This window comes from Peribacillus sp. NPDC097295 (assembly GCF_044761665.1).
Lineage (GTDB): Bacteria > Bacillota > Bacilli > Bacillales > DSM-1321 > Peribacillus.
In genome coordinates this window covers 57,455-82,548 of sequence record NZ_JBIWCW010000001.1, presented here as the reverse complement: position 1 = coordinate 82,548, position 25,094 = coordinate 57,455, and the positions used below count along the sequence as shown (strand labels likewise).

At 40.8% G+C, this 25,094-nt stretch carries 18 protein-coding genes and 1 other annotated feature; of the genes, 13 read left to right on the top strand and 5 right to left on the bottom strand.

The genetic code is table 11. The features are described 5' to 3' along the window. The first annotated feature begins 235 nt into the window (after nucleotides 1-235). Nucleotides 236-463 (top strand) — a binding site (T-box leader). A 43-nt stretch (nucleotides 464-506) separates the two neighbouring features. Beyond that, nucleotides 507-3,158 (top strand): valine--tRNA ligase, encoded by a 2,652-nt coding sequence (locus ACIQXN_RS00390; RefSeq protein WP_402960612.1) that lies wholly within the window; start codon nucleotides 507-509, stop codon nucleotides 3,156-3,158. Between the two features lie 54 nt (nucleotides 3,159-3,212). On the opposite strand, the gene ACIQXN_RS00385 is transcribed toward ACIQXN_RS00390, so the two are convergent. Both ACIQXN_RS00385 and ACIQXN_RS00380 read right to left on the bottom strand, forming a co-directional pair. Beyond that, nucleotides 3,213-4,058 (bottom strand): ATP-grasp domain-containing protein, encoded by an 846-nt coding sequence (locus tag ACIQXN_RS00385; RefSeq protein WP_402960610.1) that lies wholly within the window; start codon nucleotides 4,056-4,058, stop codon nucleotides 3,213-3,215. Next, nucleotides 4,058-4,969 (bottom strand): ATP-grasp domain-containing protein, encoded by a 912-nt coding sequence (locus ACIQXN_RS00380; RefSeq protein ID WP_402960608.1) that lies wholly within the window; start codon nucleotides 4,967-4,969, stop codon nucleotides 4,058-4,060. Before ACIQXN_RS00380 ends, ACIQXN_RS00385 begins: the two co-directional genes overlap by 1 nt. 99 nt (nucleotides 4,970-5,068) lie before the next feature. Here ACIQXN_RS00380 and ACIQXN_RS00375 point away from each other — a divergent pair, with 99 nt between their 5' ends. The 4 genes from ACIQXN_RS00375 (at nucleotide 5,069) to ACIQXN_RS00360 (ending at nucleotide 12,913) form a co-directional block, all read left to right on the top strand. Then, entirely contained in the window at nucleotides 5,069-6,361 is a 1,293-nt protein-coding gene (locus tag ACIQXN_RS00375) for a bifunctional folylpolyglutamate synthase/dihydrofolate synthase (RefSeq protein ID WP_402960606.1), read from the top strand. A gap of 218 nt (nucleotides 6,362-6,579) precedes the next feature. Beyond that, a complete protein-coding gene (locus ACIQXN_RS00370; protein ID WP_402960604.1) occupies nucleotides 6,580-8,304 on the top strand; it encodes a sensor domain-containing diguanylate cyclase in 1,725 nt (574 codons plus the stop codon). 231 nt (nucleotides 8,305-8,535) lie between these two features. After that, a complete protein-coding gene (locus ACIQXN_RS00365) occupies nucleotides 8,536-11,934 on the top strand; it encodes a DUF5057 domain-containing protein (protein ID WP_402960602.1) in 3,399 nt (1,132 codons plus the stop codon). 64 nt (nucleotides 11,935-11,998) lie between these two features. Then, a complete protein-coding gene (locus tag ACIQXN_RS00360) occupies nucleotides 11,999-12,913 on the top strand; it encodes an ankyrin repeat domain-containing protein (RefSeq protein WP_402960600.1) in 915 nt (304 codons plus the stop codon). An 81-nt stretch (nucleotides 12,914-12,994) separates the two neighbouring features. Here the strand turns inward: ACIQXN_RS00360 and ACIQXN_RS00355 are convergent, their stop codons facing one another. The 3 genes from ACIQXN_RS00355 to ACIQXN_RS00345 are packed head-to-tail and all read right to left on the bottom strand — an operon-like array spanning nucleotide 12,995 to nucleotide 15,729. Beyond that, complete coding sequence (locus tag ACIQXN_RS00355; protein ID WP_402960597.1) at nucleotides 12,995-14,614, bottom strand: hypothetical protein; 1,620 nt, start codon at nucleotides 14,612-14,614, stop codon at nucleotides 12,995-12,997. Nucleotides 14,615-14,626: 12 nt separating this feature from the next. After that, nucleotides 14,627-15,280, bottom strand: a complete 654-nt coding sequence (locus ACIQXN_RS00350) for a PilW family protein (RefSeq protein WP_402960595.1) — start codon at nucleotides 15,278-15,280, stop codon at nucleotides 14,627-14,629. Beyond that, complete coding sequence (locus ACIQXN_RS00345; protein ID WP_402960593.1) at nucleotides 15,235-15,729, bottom strand: type II secretion system protein; 495 nt, start codon at nucleotides 15,727-15,729, stop codon at nucleotides 15,235-15,237. Before ACIQXN_RS00345 ends, ACIQXN_RS00350 begins: the two co-directional genes overlap by 46 nt. A 123-nt stretch (nucleotides 15,730-15,852) precedes the next feature. Between ACIQXN_RS00345 and ACIQXN_RS00340 the strand changes: the two genes are divergently transcribed. From ACIQXN_RS00340 to ACIQXN_RS00305, 8 genes are all read left to right on the top strand, one after another. Beyond that, nucleotides 15,853-17,571 carry a hypothetical protein gene (locus ACIQXN_RS00340; RefSeq protein ID WP_402960591.1) on the top strand — a complete coding sequence of 573 codons (1,719 nt, stop codon included), beginning with the start codon at nucleotides 15,853-15,855 and terminating at the stop codon, nucleotides 17,569-17,571. Nucleotides 17,572-17,604: 33 nt separating this feature from the next. Further along, entirely contained in the window at nucleotides 17,605-18,342 is a 738-nt protein-coding gene (locus ACIQXN_RS00335; RefSeq protein ID WP_402960589.1) for a PRC-barrel domain-containing protein, read from the top strand. A 17-nt stretch (nucleotides 18,343-18,359) separates the two neighbouring features. After that, a complete protein-coding gene (locus ACIQXN_RS00330; RefSeq protein WP_402960587.1) occupies nucleotides 18,360-19,793 on the top strand; it encodes a VanW family protein in 1,434 nt (477 codons plus the stop codon). A gap of 18 nt (nucleotides 19,794-19,811) precedes the next feature. Next, nucleotides 19,812-21,470: a GspE/PulE family protein gene (locus ACIQXN_RS00325; RefSeq protein WP_402960585.1), complete on the top strand. Its 1,659-nt coding sequence runs from the start codon at nucleotides 19,812-19,814 to the stop codon at nucleotides 21,468-21,470. A 10-nt stretch (nucleotides 21,471-21,480) separates the two neighbouring features. Further along, a complete protein-coding gene (locus ACIQXN_RS00320) occupies nucleotides 21,481-22,521 on the top strand; it encodes a type IV pilus twitching motility protein PilT (RefSeq protein ID WP_402960583.1) in 1,041 nt (346 codons plus the stop codon). Beyond that, nucleotides 22,522-23,733 carry a type II secretion system F family protein gene (locus tag ACIQXN_RS00315; protein ID WP_402960581.1) on the top strand — a complete coding sequence of 404 codons (1,212 nt, stop codon included), beginning with the start codon at nucleotides 22,522-22,524 and terminating at the stop codon, nucleotides 23,731-23,733. 115 nt (nucleotides 23,734-23,848) lie between these two features. Next, complete coding sequence (locus ACIQXN_RS00310) at nucleotides 23,849-24,325, top strand: prepilin-type N-terminal cleavage/methylation domain-containing protein (RefSeq protein WP_402960579.1); 477 nt, start codon at nucleotides 23,849-23,851, stop codon at nucleotides 24,323-24,325. Nucleotides 24,326-24,327: 2 nt separating this feature from the next. Further along, entirely contained in the window at nucleotides 24,328-25,074 is a 747-nt protein-coding gene (locus tag ACIQXN_RS00305; protein WP_402960577.1) for a prepilin peptidase, read from the top strand. The last annotated feature ends 20 nt before the right edge of the window (nucleotides 25,075-25,094 follow it).

Genomic DNA, 25,094 nt, shown 5'->3' with positions numbered 1-25,094 from the left:
ACACCTTCCTTTGTAGGACTTCTTTTATTGTATGGGAGGGCTGCGGAACATGTGAGAAATCCTGAACATCCATGATACGCTGCTGATATAATAGAGTAAATCATGCTACCGTTATGAGCCTCCCTCATCGAATGGGGTCATACTTACGAAAGTAAACGAAAAGATGATTGACTGGAGCCCCCTTTTTTTTGTACTATATACTATATGCGTTTAATGAATTTACATATGAATATAAATGAATGTAAAGACCGGAAATAGTAAGATGAAATGCCCTTATCAGAGAGGAAACCATTGGTGCGAGGTTTCTAAGCAGGCAGCATCAGAAGTCGTCCGCGAGCAGTCTTCGTGAACCCTGTAAGTAGCGAAGGCCGGTGAAGAGCCGTTATTCCATTTGAGAGCCGGGAAAGAGTGTATCTTTTTCGGAAAAAAGGTGGCACCGCGAACAACTTCCTTCGTCCTTTTATGATGATGGAAGTTTTTTTTATGCCCAAAAGGAGGAAAACAACATGGAAGAAAACCAAATTTCAATGCCGACTAAATACGATCCACAAGCAATAGAGAAAGGCCGCTATAAATGGTGGCTTGATGGAAAGTTTTTTGAAACAACAGGTGACGATAAAAAAGAACCCTACACAATCGTTATCCCTCCGCCGAACGTAACAGGTAAGCTACATCTTGGCCATGCTTGGGATACAACACTTCAAGATATCTTGACGCGAATGAAACGCATGCAAGGGTATGATGTGCTTTGGCTTCCTGGTATGGATCACGCGGGTATCGCAACACAAGCGAAAGTGGAACAAAAGCTTCGTGCTGAAGGCGTTAGCCGCTATGACTTGGGCCGTGAAAAATTCGTGGAAGAAACATGGAGATGGAAAGAGGAATATGCAAGTCATATTCGTGAGCAATGGGCAAAACTTGGTCTTGGCCTGGACTATACCCGTGAGCGCTTCACGCTTGATGCTGGCCTTTCTAAAGCGGTAAACGAAGTATTCGTCAACCTTTATAAAAAAGGATTGATTTACCGTGGCGAATATATCATCAACTGGGACCCATCCACGAAAACGGCAATTTCCGATATCGAAGTGATTTATAAAGATATTCAAGGTGCGTTTTACCATATGAAATATCCGCTAGTTGACGGATCGGGAGAAATTGAAATTGCGACAACCCGTCCAGAAACGATGCTTGGTGATACGGCAGTTGCGGTACACCCTAAAGATGACCGTTACAAGCATTTAATCGGGAAAATGGTTCGTTTGCCAATCACTGGGCGTGAAATTCCGATCGTTGGCGATGATTATGTGGATATGGACTTCGGTTCGGGCGCAGTTAAAATCACACCTGCCCATGATCCTAATGACTTTGAAATCGGAAACAGACATAATTTAGAACGAATCCTTGTCATGCATGAAGATGGATCAATGAATGAGAAGGCCGGTAAATATGAAGGAATGGATCGTTTCGAATGCCGTAAGCAAATCGTCAAAGACTTGCAAGAAGCGGGAGTACTCTTCAAAATTGAAGATCACCTTCACTCTGTCGGCCATTCAGAGCGTAGCGGAGCAGTCGTTGAACCATATCTTTCTACTCAATGGTTCGTTAAAATGCAGCCTCTTGCTGATGCAGCGGTTGACCTACAAAAGAAAACCGAGGATGAGAAGGTTAACTTCGTTCCGGACCGCTTTGAGAAAACGTATCTGCATTGGATGGAGAATATTCGTGACTGGTGTATTTCCCGTCAGCTTTGGTGGGGACACCGTATCCCGGCTTGGTATCATAAAGAAACAGGCGAAGTGTACGTTGGACAGGAAGCGCCTGCTGATGCAGAGAACTGGGAACAAGATACAGACGTACTAGACACATGGTTCAGCTCCGCACTATGGCCGTTCTCGACTATGGGCTGGCCGGACAAGGAAAGCATCGATTTCAAACGCTATTATCCAACCGGAGCACTTGTAACGGGCTACGATATCATTTTCTTCTGGGTATCCCGGATGATTTTCCAAGCGCTTGAATTCACGGGTGAGCGCCCATTCGAAGACGTTCTGATTCATGGACTTGTTCGTGACGAACAGGGACGAAAGATGAGTAAATCGCTTGGTAATGGTGTCGATCCAATGGACGTCATAGACCAATACGGTGCCGATTCCCTACGTTACTTCCTTTCAACAGGAAGTTCACCAGGGCAAGATCTTCGTTATAGCACGGAAAAAGTCGAAGCGGTATGGAATTTCTCCAATAAGATCTGGAATGCCTCCCGTTTTGCCCTAATGAACATGAATGGCATGACGTATGATGAAATCGATTTAAGCGGCGAGAAATCGGTTGCCGACAAATGGATCTTGACTCGATTGAATGAAACGATATCAAACGTGACAAGACTTGCAGACCGTTATGAATTCGGTGAAGTGGGCCGCGTGCTTTATAACTTCATTTGGGATGATTTCTGTGACTGGTATATTGAAATGGCTAAACTTCCGCTATATGGAGAAGACGAAGCGGCGAAGAAAACGACTCGTTCGATTCTTGCATATGTGCTAGATAACACGATGAGATTGCTTCACCCATTCATGCCGTTCGTCACGGAAGAAATTTGGCAAAACCTGCCGCACCAAGGCGAATCAATTACGGTTGCTGCATGGCCTGTAGTGAACGAAGAGTTAACGGATACAGCTGCAGCCGAGGAAATGAAGCTGCTTGTTGAGATCATCCGTTCCGTTCGGAATATCCGTTCTGAGGTGAACACACCGTTAAGCAAAAAAATCAACTTGATTTTAAAAGCAAAAGATGAATCCATTTTAGAAACGTTAGAGAAAAACAGCAGTTATATCGAGCGCTTCTGTAATCCGGAACATTTGACTATCGGCATCGAGGTCGAAGAACCAGCACAAGCCATGACAGCTGTTGTGACGGGTGTCGAACTGATCCTTCCATTGACAGGACTGATCAATATCGATGAAGAAGTGAAACGTCTTGAAAAGGAACTCGACAAACTTAATAAAGAAGTAGAACGTGTACAGAAAAAATTAGGCAATGAGGGCTTTGTCAAAAAAGCGCCAGCAAGCGTCATTGAAGAAGAACGTGCCAAAGAAAAAGACTATAGTGAGAAACGTGATTCTGTCATTCATAGAATCAACGAATTAAAACAGCTTTAAAAAATAAAAAAGGATGAACCGGCCCTGTAAGAGGGTGGTTCATCCTTTTTTGTGTTAATAAATTGAGAGTTTTTCTTTTATAAACAGTAGGTACTCTTTTACAATATTCAAGTCACTGAGCGCACTGAGCGTCCGGCTTCCGACTACATCTTCGATTTCGTTAAGCAGAAGGTGGCCATCTTCGGCAAAAATGAAATCAATGCCGACCATCCCAAAGTCAAAGCAAGCAATAACCCGTTCAACGAGGGTCTTTTCAGAAGCTGACAGCTCATATAACGAAGCCGATCCGCCTAATGTGTAATTGGCCTTGAAGGTAGACGATGACTCTCTAAGCACAGCTGCAACGATTCTCGTACCAATGACAAATACGCGGATATCCTTTCCAAAAACACCTGGTTTTTGAACAATCCATTTGGCGTCAGGCAGTGCATGTAAATCCTTGTCTTGTTCGATTAAGTAAACCTGTTTACCGCCACGTCCATGAATGTCTTTTGCGATGAAAGGAAATTCCATATCGACCGCACGAGGTTGACCATGGCAATAAACGGTATCGGCCATTGGAATGCCGATGGAAGTCAAATACTGATGCGTTTTTGCTTTGTCATTCGCAAGCTCTGAGATAATAGAAGAGTTAAAGCAAGCAATGTGTAACTTTTCCAATTGTTTAGTGAAGAATGGATCAATGGTCCGGACTATTGCAAAATCCGGCAATCTTATTGGTTGCTGCTTATGTTCGACATACAATTGATTCGACTGATGGCCGATTTGTATGTCTTCGCGATAGTACAAATGCAAATCAAGGTTAAGTTCTTTTGCTTCATCAAGCATCCAATCTATGTATCCACTATTTTTTGCGGCATCTTCACGGTTATAAATCAGCCAGCCTGTTCGTTTAACCATCAGGATTCCTTTCTTTTTCGCATGTCATCCATCACATAATCAAACATGCTGTCAGCGATGTTAATGCCCGTACATTCATAAATATTGAGTAAATGCGAGTTCGAATTCACTTCACATAATAGCGGTCCATCTTCCCCGAACAATAAATCGACGCCGGCAAAATCCACACCCAAAATGGCGGCGCATCGGATGGCAAGATCACTTTCTTCCTTAGTCGGAGTATACGATGAGGCTTCTCCACCAGCTGTCATATTTGCCCGGAAGTCATGCTCGGACTTACGTTGCATCGAAGCGATGACTTGATTGCCGACGACGTTCACACGGATATCGCGGCCTTTACTATGCTCAATGAATTCCTGCATGATAAATGGCCTGTGCCCAAGCTTGTTCACCATTTCCAGAAATTCATGCTCTGAAGGGATTAAATACACCTGTTCCCCAAATGAGCCGTATGCTTCTTTTACAACGAGAGGGTATCCTAGTTCGCTGCCGATTTTCTTGAACGCATCGAGGTTCTTTCTCTCGATTCCTTCATAAGTAAAAGGAGGAAACAAGGTTTTTGGCATTGGGATACCGTGATTCGCTAAAGCTTGATGTGTTTTTGCCTTACTATCGCAAACCTCGATTGCCGTGCTACTGTTATATACAGGGAGGCCGAGCAGTTCCAGGTGGCGTGCCAAATGAATATCTTTATCCATGAACAGGACAAAATCAGGCAGCTTTTCAAATGTTCCTTTTAGTAGGGGTGTGCCATTTTCAATAACGGGAATCAAATTGGAATTACGGATAAGATCGGCTGATATTCCTTTTCTTACTGCGGATGCTTGTAAGAATAAAGCCAAGCTCGAAAACTTATCATGCTGCAAATAGCCGTTGACGACAATCCAACAGTGAAGTGAAGAAGATTTCATGGAAATTCACTACCTTTCATCTAGGTAAATGGTTAATATATTGATAAAATAATTTTAACGCATATGAGCGGTATAAAGAAAGAGGAGGCTTCTTGAAACATGGTAATGGACATGAATGAAATCAACCAATTTTTTGAACATCGACAGGTCCAACTAGGTATGAACTTTGGTTTGTCCCGAATGGAAACCTTATTGGATAAATTAGGAAATCCGCATGAAGGGCTTACGTATATACATATAGCAGGCTCCAACGGCAAAGGCTCGACGTTACATTTCATAAAAGAAATTCTGTTGGCTGAAGGGGTACGGGTTGCTTCTTTCACATCACCATACTTAATTCGACTGAATGAACAGCTGAAGATAGATCGAGAGGAAATTAGCGATAAGGACTTTGTCTCTGAATTTCTGGAACTTTGGCCAATTGTTAAAGAGATGGATAGCGAAGGAAATGGGCCGACTCAATTTGAGATTCTGACAGCCATGGCGTTCTCTTATTTCAGCAAAAAAGGGGTGGAGTTGGTTTTACTAGAAACGGGACTCGGAGGAAGGCTTGATACGACCAATGTGATTCAGCCACTTCTTTCCATTATCACCTCCATTTCATTGGAGCATACGAATATCCTGGGCGATACGCTTGGGGAAATCGCTTCCGAGAAAGCGGGCATCATTAAAAGCGGGGCACCTATCATAAGTGGTGTTACAGCAGAAGAGCCAGCAAACGTGATTGAAGAAAAAGCGGCTTCAGTTGGCGTTCCGTATTATCAAATCGGAAAAGACATCCATGTACAGGCTATCAAGCAAAACAAGCTAGGGCAAAGCTTCTCCTTTTCGTTCCAAGATACCTCCATTGAAAATATAGAGATGCATATGCTTGGCGCTCATCAAATCGAAAATGCCGCAATGGCTATCGCAGCAGTCACCATGGTAAGAAACAACATCCATGAAAAAAGCATACGGAAGGGAATAGCGGAAGCACAATGGAATGGCCGCTTCGAAAAGATTTCGGAAAGCCCCTTGATCATCATCGATGGCGCACATAACCCGGCCGGCATCGAGGTACTGCTAGATACGCTAAAGACTCGCTACCCGGAGTACGCCTACAAATTTATTTTCAGTTCATTCCGTGATAAAGATTATGCCAAGATGCTATCTCTGCTCGAAAAGGAAGCGAGTGAAATAACCGTTACTGAATTCAAGCATGAACGGGCAGCGGAAGCGGAAATGCTTTATGAACATTGTTCAAAAGAGAAACGGAGTTTGGAGGAGGATTGGCGGAAAGCGATAACGATCGGTGAAGAAAAAACGGGAGATAAAGAGGTGTTGATTATCACTGGTTCCCTCTATTTTCTTTCACTTGCCCGAGGTTTTGTAATCAGCGATCGACCCTTATAGGTCCATGGTCACTCTTTTGGAAGGCATATGCTGCTACTCATCCGGTTCATCTCTAGTTTGTTTATGCCCTTTTGTCTTAGACGAAAGGGTTTTTTGTTTTAATAATATAAAAAGACTTTAAGACTATATGTTTTGAAGTTTTTTAATTTGGGTATAGTGCAAAGTGACTAAAAACTGGTATGATATTACCAAGATACTCATGGGGATGGGGAAAATATATGATTATTTCTAGTAAAATACGAGTGGCTATCTATGTGATTTGGTTTCTTTTCATACCGGCTAGTTTAGTTGGGACTTTTCATGTATTCCCACCTCTCTCAAGTGGAAATACATGGGACATTCCTGCTTTTCTCGTGCTCATCAGTGTGTTGGCTTTGATGCCAATCATGATTAATAATATTCCAATCACAGTCGTACAAGGCGTTTCACTCGCCGTATTTCTTGTGTACGGACTGGCTATTGAAATCGTTGTCACACAGGTTGCCTTTATGTTCATTATAATAAGGCTGCGACTTGCAAAAAAGGATTGGTATCGTTTTCCGCTAAATTCCATTACCTCTTTTATCTTTTGTCTATTGAGTGGACTGGTCTATTATGGCGTAGGTGGAAATCATGATTTCACATCTGGCATTGATGCTATCGATATTCTATTCATTCTCATTTATCAGTGTTCTTATTTTTTATTCAATCAAGTAGTAGTCATCGTCGCCCATTGGCTAATATACGGAAAAAAAATAGAAATGAAAACGAAGGATGCTTTCTGGGATGGTTTCACAAGCCTCATGATTATGCCAATCGGCATTATTTTGTTTGTATTATATATCGAAATGGGAAGCTTGGCCATTTTGCTTGTAGGAGCGGCTTTGGTTAGCTTAGCTTTTATCATGAAACAATATTATTTTACTAAGGAAATAAACAGGCACTTGAAAAAGGTGAGTGAATTCGGTCATCAGTTGACTCAAAGGTTACAAGTAAACGAGGTACTTGATTTATTTATCGACGGCAGTTCAGCCATCATTCCTTCAAAGTACACTTTGGTCTTTGAGATATTCGATGAAAAAGAAAATGCCCAGATCTTACGTTATGCAGAAAATGGCACCCAAATAGAAAAACGGATTAAACCCGTATCCATAAAAGAAGGAATATACGCCACCCTTTTTCAATTGAAAAAGGCCAAGGTCTTTCACTCTCAAAAGGACTGGAAATACCTATCCAATTATGGTAATTTTCCTGAAGATGTGGAAAGCATCATGGCGATTCCGATTTTTCGAAACTCTGTTTTAGTTGGAGAAATCATTGTTACCTCTTCCAAGAAAAGAGCGTATGGTTCGCATCAAACGAAAATCATGGACATTCTTTCCTCCTACCTATGGGTGGCTCTTGAAAACGCACGTCATTATCAGGAAACTAAATACAGCAGTGAACGATGTGCTTTAACTCATTTATATAACTTTCGCTATTTTGAATGCGTTTTACATAAAGAATTTGAACGGTTGCAGAATCAATCACTCAATCATTTGTCGCTCATCCTTCTAGATATTGATCATTTCAAATCGGTTAACGACACATACGGTCACCAAAGCGGCAATGAAATCCTTTGTGAATTGGCAGAGCGGCTGGACGGCATCGTTGGCCATTCAGGTACGACGGCAAGATACGGCGGCGAAGAATTTGTTATCCTCTTACCGAATGTCGGGAAAGAAGAGGTCTATAAATTCGCTGAATTCATTAGACTTTCGATATCGAACAAACCCTTCACTGTCCATTCCGATTTAAATGAAAGTAGGCGGAAAGAGTCCATTTCCATTACAGCAAGCATCGGGGTCGCAACAGCACCGGTCGATGCCGAAGATGCACAATCAATTATCAGGCATGCAGACCGCGCGATGTATACAGGTGCAAAACAAGCAGGTAGAAACAAGGTTGCCGTATATGGAGGATAAAAAGGCAAGATTCTTCGGAGTCTTGTCTTTTTTAAGGTGAAATTTACATATATTAAAAATTAATGTATTTATTGACCATTCCTGCACAATTTTTGATAAAATATGTTTTAATAGTAAGACTATATAACTATGCGATTAATAGAGAGAGAACTTATAGACTAGATTACTAGAACTTGCTTCATGTAAGGCAAAAAGATAGATCAAATTAAAAATGAGAGTGAAGTGTAAATTATGAAAAAGTCTGTGGGGTTCGTCTTGTCATTGGTATTAATTTTTTCGTTTCTTTTTCCGCCCCAATCCTTAGAAGCAGCCGTTCAATCTCCTGGTCCGAAACTGAGAATTCTTGAGATCGTTGCAACGGGAAATTCGCAGTTAAAGGGAATCTTAGGTGAAAATTCGTATGAGTATACATTGATGACAATGAAGAAGTTTGTCGCTCAACGGGAAGAGCTCGATGGCAAATACGATGTGATTGCGATCATGGGCGGAGATTACAATTCTAATCCAGTTAAAAGTAACAAAGATCATAATACAACAACTGTAATGAATGACATCACGAATCTAAAGGCAAATGAAATCATTAATGATTTCATCAAAAAAGGGCAACCGGTTATCCTTTCATCAAAAGGTATTCCTAAAGCTACAAAATTGAAGGCTAATTTTGAACATTACTTATCTTCACCACCCGCAAACGTCATTGTATATGATAGTAACAATATTAGCTCTTTTAAAGATAAGGCAACAAAGTTCATTACTGGTGCTTATAAACAAGCACCACGATTTTCACTTTCTGAGAAGCCTAATGAATCAAAGGCATTCACCTACGATCAGAACTTAGATTTTATAATGAATGTCCAAGTTCCTGCTAATATCAGTTCGCGAAATTTACAAGCAAAGCTATATATCGATTCGAACTTTGATGATCGATATACGACAGATGAAATAGTAGTGGAGCAGGCCGTGGCATCCAATACATCCAAGCTTTCTTATAAACTACCTAAAGGATACTCCGGAGTGCGTTATTGGAAAGTGGAACTTGTTGATATCGGGAACAGTTTGAAGAGTTATCAAAAAGGGATGATTCACTTTGTTAATAAAAAGGTGGAATTGAAGGTCCTTCAAGTCTATACGAATGAAAAAAGTTCGTTGAATAAAGATAAAAGCCCCAATAATATGAATCAATCTTATTTAAGTACTGACGAATATAAGATTTCAATTGATGCAACGAGCATGGATAATTTCAATAAGTCTAAAACAGAGTCAAGCTATTCACATGAGGTGATTAACGGCAAATACGACATGGTCATCTTTGGGTTTGCCGATTCTTATAATCGCTCGGCAAAAATAAATGACAATGCGGTCGCTTCATTGGAAAAATTTATTGCTTCAAAGCAAAGCATAATGTTCACTCATGATACCGTTTTCGAAAATGATAATAACTGGGTGAAGCATTTCATGGACAATACAGGACAAATCAGTCCGCAAACCAATCTAGGGTACGGAGCGCCTAACCCTTCGACTAATACGAAAAAAATCAACGAAGGATTAATTACGACATATCCTTATTCGCTGAATGATAGCATTAACGTAGCCTTGACGCATAACCAATATTACACGCTCAATTTAGAAGATGACAAAATCATCCCTTGGTACAATATCATTGGCAGCAGTCGTGATGAGAACGATAGTTGGAATCATTATTATACGTACTCTAAAGGTAATATTACCTATTCGGGTACAGGTCATAGGGGCGGGTATGACAATTTTCCGGTAGATGAACAAAAATTATTCGTCAACACAATGTACCGGGCATTCCTAGGGTCAAATCATGCACCAGAAATTACAGTCACAACGCCTACTGAGGATCAGATCATACCGACCAATCAGAACATTGAGTTATCTTATACGCTGCAGGATTATGATTTGAAAGATAAAAAACTATCTACTAAAGTATTCTTGGATGGCACCCAAGTATATGCTGAAAATGATGTGACAAATGGTGCGACCATCACTAGATCCATTCCCCATCATCTTCATGACACTGGGGCGGTAACCATTAAAATCGAAGCGAAGGATGAATCCGGCGCAGTCAGTGAAAAAGAAGTGAGAGTGAAAATTCAAAAAATCAATGCCAATCTTGAAGTAAAAAGAGCTTTGCTATCAGGTCCGTTAGTTGAAGTTGGAAAACCAGTAGATATTGAATATACGGTTACTCCTAAGGATATCACCGGTAGTGAAGCTCTAGCTATATCCGGAAATTCAGTGACTTTAGAAACGACACTGAGAGAAAGTTTTCCTGCTAATTTGGTAGTGACGAGTGATGGCAATACTAGTGGATCAGTAGCAACAGGGATAACGTTAGAAAAACCACTTAGTAATATTGTCTATCGTAAAGAAGGCGATAAATTCGTTGCAAGTCCTATGACCTTCATAGTTGAGGTTACGCCAACCGAAAAGAAGCAATATGTCTTGGCAAATTCTCTATTGAGGTATAAGGATTTTACTGGTTTGGAAAAGGATTTATCGTTTAATACCCTGTCTTTCAATGCGGATAAAGCCTTAACAGATATAGACTTTCCTAGTTCATACGTACTGAATAAAGGTACAGAAAAGAACTTTAAGATCGACCTGAAGATGCTTCCGGCAGATGCGGGCATCAAGAGTATTTCATGGAGTGAGGAAAGCAATGGACAAATCCTTACTATTGACCCTGCCGAAGGAACGGCAAAAATCTTGAAAGAAGGCAGTACCTTTATAAACGTGAAAGTTACAGATGTTTTCGGTAAAGTGATCAGTAGGAGAGTGCCGGTGACGGTAAGGATTCCGGTCGACTCGTTTATAATGGATGATGTTATCGTGGAGTTAGGAAAGACCAAGAAATTAATAATCTCTGAGGTTAAACCTAAGGATGAGGGGAAATCGAGCTTAGTATTTAATTTAGCTGATGACAGCATAGCTAGCTTCGATAAAGAGAAATTTGAAATTAAAGGAACGAAATTAGGGGAGACTATCTTGACCGCAACAGGCATCAATTCTGATGGAAATCCAGTAGTGCGCACGTCCAAGGTAAAGGTGATAAAGGTGCCCGTAACAGGTATTGAGGTGAATTCACCGGAAAAAATGAATAAATTTGAAGAACGTAAAATCAATTACACCGTACTCCCAGATGAAGCAACTTTTAAAGACGTTATCTGGTCATCTTCCAATAGCAACATTGTGGAAGTGATCGGGGACGGTATAATCAAGGGTGTAGGCACCGGGACGGCTAATGTCGAGATTACATCTAAAGATAACCCGGATGTAAAGGCGACAATTGAGGTCCGCGTAGGGCAACCTCTTGAGACCATCATCGTGCCAGAAATTACACTTGAAAAAGGATCTTCCAAACCTATTGTCGTGAACTACAGCCCTGCAGATGCCACGAATGTCATTCGTACGGAGTATTTTGCAGCAGAAAATGAAAAGTATATTACCGTAGTAAATGGAAGAGTTCATGGAGTGAGAGTCGGAAAAACTGTAATAACCGTAACAGTAACCGATGATAAAGGGGAAAAGCATAGTAAACCCCTCAAGGTTACCGTTACACCAATAAAGGAAAATGTTACAGATGACAAGCAAGACAAATATTAATGTTTCATGAGCTGAGCCGGGGCAACCCGGCTTTCGTTTATTGTGATTCAGGAAAGGACATCCTATGAAAAAAAGACGCTTACTTATCAGTTCAGTCGTTATAGTCCTGTTGGTCTTAGCGGGGGGATTGTACCGTTATCAAGCCGCCAAAGCACAAAAGAAAGAACAGTTTGAAAGGTTGCTCTCCTACATAGATACACGGCAGGAAGAGAAGGCAGAAAAATGGTTACAAGACATTAAAGATCCAACATTCATAAATAAAGTATCGGATAAGGGATGCACCCCTTTAGAATGCGCCTTACGCATGCAGCTATATTCCTTATCTAAGACACTATTAGAAAAAGGCGCAGATGTGAGTCCAAAAGCGGATAACCCTTTATTCATCGAGCTAGCTTACTCTCTCGATCATGCATTGCAGATGCAGGACGAAGAGAAGCAGAAAGCTAAAAATGAAATGTTTAATGCCGCACTGAAAAAAGCTGAAAACAAGCTAATGGAAGAAAATGAAGATGGAAACACGGCCCTTCATATCGTTTCATTAAAAGGGGACAGTCAATTGGTCGAGCTTTTCTTAAAGCATGGAGCGAACCCTAGAAGCAAAAATAAAGCAGGGGAGACGCCGCTTGTGCTTGCCGTTCAGGAAGGAAATATTGAGGCAAGTCTAGCACTGATGAATCACGATAAAGAATTAACGAAAATCAAGGATAAAGAAGGGAATACTTTACTAACCATAGCGGTGATCGCCGGGAGAACGGAATTAGTGAAGAAGCTTACCCGTATGGCATCCATACCGGTAGATGATAGAAATCAGCTTGGCAAGACCGCGCTGATGTATGCCAGTGAGTACGGAGAAAAAGAACAAGTCCAGTTATTACTCGACGCTAAGGCAGATAAATCATTGAAAAGCAATGAAGGAAAAACTGCCCATGATTACGCTAAAGAGTGGAAGCATAAAGGGGTTATGAAACTATTGAAATAAAACAGGGGTCCCAAGATGAAGTACACCCTAAAAGTTATGTCAAAATCTAACTTTTAGGGGTCACATCAAGAGCTCCCTGTTTTATTTATCTTTATTCAATTTGTCAGGTATGACATCCAGTCCTTCCACCTTAGGGAGAGCATGTGTCTTATTTAGAAAAAGTCTTCTGTTGTTTTTTATTTTTAACCTCGATTCGGCGTCTTTTTTTACAGTAGGAAAGTTTAAATCCCCATCACCCTTATCATCCTCTACATCCCCACGATAACTATTAACGGTTAGATAGCTCTTTGAAAAAACCCCGCCATTAATATTCAGAAGTGATCCCACTGCATAAATCTCTGAAGGTGTTTGGTAGACAGCTTCGGCATCCTCTACAGTTCGCTCTGATGACTTATTTTCCGTATAAAAGTATCCGTTAATCGTGTTAGTTTCATTTTTAAATTTATTGATTCTTGCAATGCTCAGATTACCTTGTGTCATCAATATTAGCGAAGGATCATCTGGTTGATTTCCACATTTATTTTTGTAACAAGGAATATCTGCATTATTTAATGTCGTGGATCCGAGTACATAGATGACGGAATCAAAACTTACTTTTCCTTTAATCGTCAAATCACCCGTAATTAATAGATTACCTTTAACATTCATGGTTTTATCGAATGAGTTTTCTATCGTTGCATCACCGGAAACGACTAGCCATTGCTGGTCACCGAGTTCAATATCGAAGCTGTCTATATAGGCGTTACCGGAATGAATAATCGGTGATGATGTACCATATTGCGATAAATTATCGAATCTAACTTGCTCATTTTTAGGATAGTCTTTCTGATTAATGGATTGATTCAGAGATGCAATCGACATCTCTTTATCCACCCCCGATATACCTATGTTGTTAGATGATAGTTTATCAATAAAGGTCTCTTTTATATCTATATCATTGAAGGTATCATCTACATCATTGAAAAGGATGTTTCCAGAGAGAAAAGCTTCTCCTAGTTTTGGAACATTCAATCGTTGCCATCGCAGCTTTTCTTTGTCATGTCCTTTGCCACCGTAACACGAGGGAGCAAAGGTGCAAATATTCATATTTTGTCGATTTGCATGTAGTTCACTATAATCCTCAACCGCTGGTAGGTCCGTCTTCCTTGAAAGCAGTGAAGATTTATACATATATAAAGCTTGGTTACTGATATTTAATTGTTCCTTCGCATAAATATTTCCGTCAATGAAGGGAGAGCCATTAATGGTCAAATCTTTGCCGGCACCAAGAGCATATTTCAGAAAACTTGGCATGGCTGTTATATAGACCTTTTGATGATACTTGCCGCTACTAACCTCAAAGACTCTCGTGTTATCATTTTTGTTATCAATCGTTGGATAATCTTCCGTTATATCTTCTAAAGTGAAAATATCTTTTGCGTTTTCATTATTTATGAAGGTTCCTAAATCTTCATCATATGCCGTCTTATCGCCTGAAAGCAGGACTGACTCCATCCTATTCACGTGATCCTCAATAATGGAAACACCCTCTTTCACGGCACTAATATTTTTGATATCGTCCACGATTTCAGTTTCTCTCATTTCCGTTCTTTTGGCTCCATTGATGCTTGCTGCAAGAAGTACCATGCCAAGCGTAGTCAGAATCAAAAAAGAAAGCAGCACAGATAAGAGTGTATACCCTTTTTCATTATTCCATTTCATGAATTTCACCCCTTAAAATCCAAACGAGCTTTCTAAGACAAGTGGTTCGGTTGAAACAAAGAATCCTTTGGTGTGGATATTATTTTCTATGATCATCGTGACATGAATCGTACTATGTGTACATGAGGCCTCTGAGGAGACGGCTGTACAGTCTTCACTATCCGTATCAAGCATAATACCCGTTTTCTTTTCCGTAGGAGTGCCTTCATTCAAGTTAATAAAAGAAGAAGTGGAAAGATCGAGAGTCGTCAAAACGCCTTTATTATCGATGACGAATTGACTATCTTTATAATAAACATCGATTGGTTCCGTTCCGTGGCTATCTTCTATGATGTATCCGTCTACTGTTTTTTCTTCCGCTACGTTTAGCCTGACCCCATTTTTTCCATCTTCATTAAGCGAGGTAACATATTTAGGCTGGTTCGTAGTCAGTTCATTCATGATCATGGTAGCGATATAATCCGCATCATCTCTAAGCTGGCCTTCAATTTCAATTTTTTGATAGAGGCTCATTCCGGTGATGAATAATGAGTATATGATACCAGAGATGAAGGTGGTGATTGTGACGGCCAGTAATATTTCTATCAGGCTTAAACCTTTCTCATTAGAGAGCGATTCTATTATTTTTTTAAAAGGCCTTTCACTTTTGTTTCTTTGTCTTCCCAAACAACCTTCACCTCAATTCTGACCAAATTTTCATTAAGATCATAACCGGTATCCTTGTCAGATTCTTTTGCATTATATTTTTTTAAAATGATTTCTGTATCGTATTCGTAATTATTAATGGTAGGTTGCAAGATATCGGAACAGCTTGTTGTATAAAGGGATGGATGAGTTTTGCAGTCTTCAAGAGTAAGCCTAGTACCCTTTTGGTCTAATGACGCAATCTCATATTGTTTATAAAGTTCATTGAATTCAAGCTGATCAAAGTAATTGATGACATTTCTTGCAACATTTATTCCAACTGTCTTACTTTGATTTCGCTTTGTATAATCATAGGATTGTGTAAAGAAGGTCATTACCGTTATAGTAATAATTCCTAAAATAGCAATAGAAGCAAGTACTTCAACAAGTGTAAATCCTCTTTGTTTTTTTGAAAAAATATTTCCTTCCATACTTTTCCCTTCTTTCAAAATATCTATAAGTATTATACAATATTTTTAGGATTTATTACCTAAATTAAGGAGCTATTTTCGAAAAACGGAAAATATATAATAATATAGTAGAGGAGTGGTTTGTTGGAGACAATCGTATTTGCTGGAATATCTCTTATCTTATTGATTCCGATTGTTTATGTTCTGCCGTTGTCCCTGACCTTTAAGGGGAAGCTCGTCATAATCGGGGGTGCTGTCGCAGTGGCACTTGCTGGTCTAGTAGCCGCGAATATCTATCCTCTTTGGCAGGCATTATTATTTTTAGCCTTGTTGTTATTTTTGGCTTTGTTCCTTATTGAAAAGAAAATCGAGCCATTAATGCTCTCAACTCAAACGGAAGCGGGAACTGACTTTTATGAACCATTTGGCGAAACATCCACTCTGAATGAATTGACGAGTGAACATGTTTCTTTAACCAAAGTGGAAGAATCGAAAGAAGAATCAACAGAAATAATAGTGTTTGAGACAAGTGAGCACCATGTTGCGGCATCTGAGGAATATACTCAGGAAATGGAGGAATCAAAAAATTCGCCAGATAATGAATTAGTCGTTATCGACGCAAAAGTGGAGACTCGAGTCAGCGCTTTAGAAGAATCTGAAAGCATACAAGAAGTAGAAGTACCGGTAACAAATGAAATAAGTGAAATTGAAAAATTACTAGAAGATGATTTTGTTGAGCCGATGATGGACGAAATGGAAAGTCTTCCAGTAATCGAAGTACCGATAAAAAGCGAGATAAGTGAAATTGAAAGATTACTAGAAGATGATTTTGTGGAACCGATGATGGATGAAACGGAAAGCCTTTCTGAAATTGAAATACCGGTAAAAAGCGGGATAAATGAAATGGAAGAATTACTAGAAGATGATTTTGTGGAGCCAATGATGGACGAAACGGAAAGTCTTCCAGTAATCGAAGTACCGGTAAAAAGTGATTTAAGTGAAATTGAAAAGCTACTAGAAGATGATTATTTGGAACTTGTGATTGATGAAGAGAAAACACCACTGAATAGTCAGCCGGCAACACTGGAGGAAGAGGATAACTCTATTCATCTAGAAGTTGTGGAAGAGAGAATTTTTCCTTTAGATATGGAGGAACTAGATGTATTTCCTGAAGAGCATGAGTGGAGAGTGGATATAACCGAATCAGAAAACGTCACTATTGATAGTTTCCAAGAAACCAAGCCTGTAATTCTTGAAGATTTGGCCGATGAAACAGGTAGGGAAGATAGTCTGGAAGTCAATAAAGAAGAACAAACTCCAGATAACATCCAGATAGAAGACTCTTTAGAAAATGATGGCCTACTGGAGATTTCTGAACAACTTCCTGAAAAGGACTCTATTCATTTACTAGAGCCTCTAGAAAAGGATACAGCCATAGATGAGCAGGAACCGAAGCATTTATTAGAAGAATCCTCTGTAATCATTGAGCAACCGAAGGAAACATCTCCGGAGAGTAGCTCTAGTGACGTGGAACAGATACCGGCAATACCCGAAGAAATGACGACTACCACTGAACATGGCAACGAATTGCAACAACAGATGTTTCAAACGATGGTGTCTCATATTCAAATTGCACAACATCAGATGAATGATAGCGAGTTTGAACAACTTGTTATGAGCCATTTGCATCCGAATATACCAGATCAACAGTATTACATATTTGCATCATTTTTAATTCAAAGTTATACGACAGCAAAAAAAACGGAAAAGCTTCGTGAATTGATCGCACAGTTGAAGGGAAAGTTCAGTGCACACCCGATCCTTCTTCAAGAGTTAGAATTCATGGAACGGCGTTTTTGTTAAGAAGAAAAATCAGAAGATAGGTATGGTGACAATATGAAAAAAAGTACAGAAATTTTAGGTTTGCCAATTATCAGCATTACAGAAGGTATGGAAATTGGAAAGGTTAAATCGTTAGTGATCAATCCTGAAAAAGGTTCACTGGATTTTATCACAATCGAACATGAAGACTGGCAGGTTAGTGTAAGGGCGATACCATTTAAAAAGGTGATAGGCATTGGGGAATATGCTTTAACCATCGAAACCGAAAATTCTGTTATTGATTTAAATGAAATACCGATCGCGAATCAGCTCGTCAATAAAAAAATTAAGATTACCGATGCCAAAGTGATGACTCGAAAAGGGGAATTGTTAGGTAGCGTTCGTGAGTATTTTACAGATGAAGAAAACGGGCAAGTCATCGGGATGCAGGTGAAAGTGGGGGATCATGAGGTGATTCTTCCTTCTGAAACGGTTTTGACATACGGCAAGGATATTTTGATTGTCACGGAAGATGCTTCATCTCATTTCCTTGAGCAAGAGGAACAGCTAATGGGAGAACAAGTGACGGAGGAGGAAGTAGCAGCCGGAGAAGAACTGCCTAATGGTGAAGCAGAGTTAAGAAATAAGCAAATTGAGTTGCTCCAAGGAAAGAGATTGCTGAATCATGTAAGGGATCTGAATGGGAATATCCTTTTCTCGGAAGGTCATGTACTTTCTAAAGAGGATATTGTTAAGGCACAATCCGCTGGCCCAAGTGTATTGGTCGGGCTGTCTATGAATGTTGAAGCATAAAAAGGAGTTGCCTATATGTGAAGAATCCACAACTGCTGAAAATTTTTCTGGTCTTTATTTTATCAACTGCATATATATTTAGTTTTTCGCATTTTGGAGCAGCAGCCTATAATCAGATTTTCAAGGACCAAGGACAATTTGGAGATAACACAACGATTGGAAGTCTGGATATTTCAGGTCAAAGTAAGCGGGAAGTAAGTACAATACTCACCGAGGCGGTTGACCAATGGACACGGAATACGGTCTTGGATATCACTTATAAGGAAAGTAAAATGACTGTCGATAATGGGATTTTCACCTTTCAAGTGGATAAGACGATTGCTTCCTTGCTTTCAAATAAAAAAAATACAGCTGTTGTTACGGTGAACACAGAGTCTTTACAAGAAGACTTATATGATATGTCCTTAGCCCTTGCTTCAACATCATTGGATATAGATAGGCTTGCCAAGGACTTGGCAGTTAGTGCCGAGTTCTTAACGGAAGGGTCTAAAACCCTTGCACTGGAAAACTATATCGATGGAGATACGGGTGAGGACGAGGTGGTTGCTGAAGCTACGGTTAATCTGGGTAAGGCAGCTGCCGCTTTTAAGGATTTGATTCCATTGATTCAGCCGATAAAAATTGACGCGGAAACTCAATTTTCTCTGTTACAAAAAATGTCGGAGCTTGATGGGAAGAAGTATAACTCAGATACATTAAGCCGCTTAGCCACAGCCGTTTATGGAGTGGTCCTGCCGACTAACTTTACTATTCTTGAACGGAATATCAGCAATCAACTTCCCGGTTATGCCGAATTGGGCTTTGAAGCCCACGTCGATTCTGAAATTGGCCATGACTTGATTTTTGCCAATACGAATGATAGTGCCTACCGTATTGAACTTCAGGTAGAAGGAAAAAAATTAAAGGCGACATTAAAGGGTCAATCTTTCCTGAATTCCTACGAGGTAAAGACGACCGATGAAAAACGGTACACCCCGAAGACGATTAAACAATATAGTGATGAGTTGGCTCCTGCTGCCATGCAGGTGAAACAAGAAGGAAAAGAAGGCATAACGGTCAAGGTTCTTCGTCGTATCGAGTCTTCATCGGGCGATCTGTTGGAAACAGAGACCCTATCAGAAGATTTTTATGCACCCATTCATCGTATTGAAGTATATGGTTTGGAGCTCAAAGAAGTCCCTTCGTCTCCTACGGATTCTGGAAATGAATCTGATACGGAAGACGATAACTCAGGAAAAGACGATGAGACAATCGATGAAGATACTGAGCAAGAGCAAGGCAAAGAGGACAAGGAATTGCCTGATGATGCTAATAGTAATAGTGATAGCAACGAAAACAATCAAGATAGCGAAAAAGATGAGCAAGAAAGTAATGAAGATAAGGGTGATAGTCAAGAGGAAGCGGGTGGATACCCCAAATATGAGGAGGATCCTAACGTTCCCCAAAAATAAGAAAAAGCAGGGATAAACATGGCTCAAATCCGAAAGCGGCTTGGAGACTTATTGGTGGAAGCTGGCTTGATTACGGAAGACCAGCTTCAAATTGCCTTGAACGAAAAAAGTCAGTCTCAAAAGCTCGGTGATGTATTGCTGCAAAAAGGATATATCACGGAACAACAATTGATTGAAGTCCTGGAATTTCAGTTGGGCATCCCCCATGTGAGCTTATATCGGTATCCGTTCGATTCAAATATTTTCAGTTTGATTTCGGAGGATATGGCTAAGCGGAACTTAATGATTCCCTTGAAAAAAGAAGGCGAAAAGCTTTACGTAGCCATGGCCGACCCGATGGACTTTTACGCCATCGATGATTTACGCCTATCAACCGGATTTCAAATAGAACCAGCCATCGCGACAAAAGATGATATATTGCGTGCGATTGCCAAGCATTATACCGATGAAGATGGGCTCGAGGAATTGATGGTTACCCTTAATCAGGACGTTAATGATGAAGAGGCAACAGTTGATCAAAATTCACCGGTTGTGAAACTCGTCAATCAATTATTGTCAAATGCCGTGATGCATAAGGCAAGCGATATTCACATCGATCCACAGGAGAAGAAATTGGTCGTCCGTTATCGCGTGGATGGTGTATTACGTTTGGAAAAGGTATTACCCAAGAATATGCAAAATGTTTTAATCGCCAGAATCAAGATCATGGCGAAATTGGACATTACGGAACATAGAGTTCCACAAGACGGCCGCATTAAAGTGAACCTCGGCCATCACCCCGTGGATCTTCGGGTGTCGACACTACCCACCATATTTGGTGAAAAAATGGTCTTACGGATTCTTGATCTAGGCAATAAGTTAAATGATTTGAAACAACTTGGATTCAATAAATTAAATCTACAACGTTTTGAATCGATGATTGCCCAACCAAATGGAATCGTCCTGATTACCGGTCCGACCGGGTCAGGGAAATCCTCGACCTTGTATGCGGCTTTAAACCAGCTTAATACCGAGGAAATAAACATCATTACGATTGAAGATCCCGTCGAGTTTCAGCTTGAAGGCGTAAATCAGATTCAAGTCAATCCGAATGTGGGGATGACGTTTGCAACCGGTCTCCGATCCATTTTGCGACAAGATCCTAATGTCATCATGGTTGGGGAGATTCGTGATAAGGACACGGTAGAGGTGGCCATCCGGGCATCCTTAACGGGACACCTTGTACTAAGTACAATTCATACGAATGATTCACTAGGAACGATTACTAGATTGATAGATATGGGCGTAGAACCATTTTTGGTCGCTTCTTCTTTAAGCGGAATCATGGCCCAGCGTTTGGTAAGGAAAGTTTGCCGGGATTGTGTTGAAAAGCAGGAACCGAGTAAGCGGGAAATGGAGATTTTCGCAAAACGTGGCATGAAAATTGAAAGCATTAATAGAGGTCGAGGGTGTACTTCTTGTAATATGACCGGTTATAAGGGAAGGATTGCCCTTCAAGAGATATTGGTGATCAACGATGAAATGCGAAAGTTAATCATGAATGGCGAGCCGCTTAATAAGCTCCGTGAAGTGGCAGTAAAATATAAAACGATTTTCTTAATGGATGACGGCTTATTGAAAGTTAAACAAGGACTGACCACTACCGAAGAAATTCTTCGAGTAGCAGTGCTGGAATAGAGGTGTCCCTTTGAGAGCTAAGATTGATAGTTTACTCATGGCTGGGTTTGAATTAAAGGCTTCTGACATCCATATAACGGTGGGCGTACCGCCAGTGATGAGATTGAATGGCGAATTAAAAAAATATGGAAAAGAACTATTGCTTCCGGCAGAAACAGAAGGAATGGCCAAAGCGATTATTCCTGAAGAAATGTGGGAGCAATTTAAAGAACGTGGTGAATTGGATTTTTCATATGGAATTCCAGGGATTTCAAGATTCCGTATCAATACGTATATGCAGCGATCCTGCGTGGCGTTGGCCATCCGAATCGTGCCGACAAGAATTCCGTCCTTAGATGAACTGCAGTTACCGTCCATCTTAAAGAAGATCGTCGAAAAGCCTCAAGGCCTTGTCCTTTTGACGGGCCCGACAGGAAGCGGAAAATCAACGACACTCGCTTCAATGATTCAATACATGAATCAGACGATGCGTAAGCATATCATAACGTTGGAAGACCCCATCGAATATTTGCATAAACATCAAAACTGTATCATAGACCAACGCGAAGTAGGTTTCGACACGAATAACTTCGCAAATGGGCTGAGAGCAGCCCTCAGGCAGGATCCCGATACGATTCTAGTAGGGGAGATGCGTGATTTGGAAACCATCCAGACGGCGATTACAGCAGCGGAAACCGGCCATTTGGTATTTGGGACATTGCATACTTCGAGTGCCCCGACTACGATTGACCGGATCATTGATGTCTTTGAACCGGCACAGCAACCTCAGGTTCGAATCCAGCTCGCTAACGTCCTTGTTTCTATCATATCGCAGCGCTTGATTCCAACCGTCGATAAAAAGGGCCGGAAAGCGGCAACCGAAGTTCTAGTCAATAATGCAGCTGTAGCGAACTTAATCAGAAATGAGAAAATCCATCAAATCGTCAATGTAATGCAGACATCCAGGGCACAAGGTATGCATACGCTTGAGAGCAGCGTTAAGGAACTATTGGCAGAAGGTGTTATCTCCAAAGAAAGCGCTCATGCCTTTTTACAGGACAAGGTGGAATAAATGGCCAGATTCAAATATTCAGGTCGGAATCGATCAGGAAAAAAATCAGGAGTCGTCACCGCCGATACGAAGCGTGAGGCAATGGAAAAGTTAAAGCTGGAAGGGATTCGGGTCATCGAAATGACGATGGTACCAGAAACACTGTTTACAAGGGACCTCTCGATCGGAAACCCGGTAAAACTCCAACATTTCGTTATCTTTATCCGCCAATTTTCGACCCTGTTGCAATCAGGGGTCACGGTTGTTGATGCAACGAGCATTCTATCTCAGCAGACGGAGAGCAAGCCATTAAGTAAAGCGCTTGAAAGCATCGAACAGGATTTACAGGAAGGGAAAGCACTTTCCGAAGCAAGTGCCAAGCATAATAAAATCTTTTCGACCATGTATATCAATATGGTCAAGGCCGGCGAAGCCGGGGGTAATCTGGATAGCACGTTGGACAGGTTAGCCGATCATTTTGAAAAGCAACAGGCGACGAGGCAGAAAATCACATCTGCCATGGCCTATCCAGTTGTCGTCGCTTTTGTAGCCTTTTTTGTTGTCATCTTTTTATTAACGTCCGTCGTGCCAACATTTGCTGATATGTTCAGCGATTTTGGTGGCGAACTGCCGGCGATTACACAGTTTGTCTTAGGGGCAAGCGGGTTTATGCAGAAGGCTTGGTACTTGATCATTTTATTCGTACTCTTGGTTGCCTTTGCGATTATGTCTGTGAAGAAAAACCCAAAGACGAAATATTATTATGATTTTATCATGCTAAGAATGCCCCTATTCGGAAAGATGATGCAAAAAGCGGTCTTGGCAAGAATGACAAGGACGCTAAGCTCCCTTTTTAGCAGCTCGGTGCCTATCCTGCAGGCGATGAAAATCGTCGAACAGGTGGTTGAAAACGAAGTGATCGGTCGCGTCATTCATGAATCACATGATTCCCTGGAGCGGGGCGGTTCAATCACCGATCCAATGAAAAAACACTGGGCTTTCCCGCCTTTGATCACTCAAATGATATCGATTGGCGAGAAAACCGGGGCCTTGGATGCGATGCTTGGGAAAGTTGCCGACTTTTACGAGAAAGAAGTGGAAGCGAGTACAGACCGCTTAAAGTCCTTGATCGAACCACTTATGATCGTCCTATTGGCTGGAATTGTCGGCACCATCGTCATCTCCATCATGGTCCCGATGTTTGAAATCTTTAACCAAGTGGACAATATGTAAAAAATGTAAGAGTATTTTACTCCTAAAACTATATTTTTTTAGAAATTTATAGTAATCTAATAGAAAAGTAGCAGTAAAGTAACGAAATGGTAATTAAAAAGAGGAGGATTTATTTATGAATTTTATCAAAAAACATTTGAAAAACGAACGCGGTCTTACCCTGATCGAGCTATTGGCGGTTGTCGTCATCTTGGGAATCATCGCAGCGATTGCCATTCCAAGTATTGGTGGATTGATCAATAACTCGAAGAAAGATGCACATATTGCCAATGCACAGCAAATGGTGAGTGCTGCTAGGACGGCTGTTGCGGGAAAAGATATTACGTTAACTGGAGCTACAGCAACAATTACATTGGGAGATTTAATTTCTAAAGGGTATATAGAAGAAATTGAAAATCCTAGTGGCGGGGCGGAATATAGTAAAACATTGAGTGTGGTGAATATTACTAAAGATGCAGCAACAGGTAATTTAACGTATGCTGTAGTGTTGTCAGATGGAACAAAAACTTTCATCAAAGGAACAGGAACGGGGAATGATGCTAAACCTATCCCTGCACCAAGTAAATTAACAAGAGAAAATATTGTATTATAAAAATGATTATCATTTTTCTCTTCCTCCTAGGCTTAATCCTAGGTTCATTCTATAACGTCGTCGGTTTAAGTGTACCGACAAACAAGTCATTTACGAATCGGCGCTCGGCTTGTCCTTCATGTGGACGAACCTTGTCGCCGTTCGAGTTAATACCTGTTGTTTCTTATGTGATGCAAGGCGGGAAATGCCGTGGCTGTGAAGCCCGGATTTCCCCGCTTTATCCGGTTGTTGAATTGCTGACAGGCATTTTGTTCGCTGCCGCTCCTTTATTCTTGGGGTGGACAAGTGAATTGTGGATAGCCTGGACATTGATTTCATTATTGATGATCATCTTCGTTTCCGACATGGCCTATATGCTTATACCTGATAAGATACTGCTTTTTTTTGCAGTGGTTTTTTTATTTTTACGAGTGTTTTTCCCACTCTCTCCATGGTGGGATTCCCTTATAGGAGCGGCTGTTGGGTTTGGCCTTCTGCTTTTGATTGCCGTTGTCAGTAAAGGTGGCATGGGTGGCGGCGATATCAAGCTTTTTGGTGTACTGGGTTTTGTACTAGGATTGAAACTGGTGCTGTTATCCTTTCTCTTTGCCACTTTCTATGGAGCGTTTCTTGGTATCATCGGGATTCTGACCGGGATGATCAAGAAGAAAACGGCGATTCCGTTTGGACCGTATATTGTATTCGGTACATTAACCGCCTATTTTTGGGGCGAATCTATTTTACAGTGGTATTTGCAATTTTTAAGATGACTTAAAGTAAGGGGTATCTA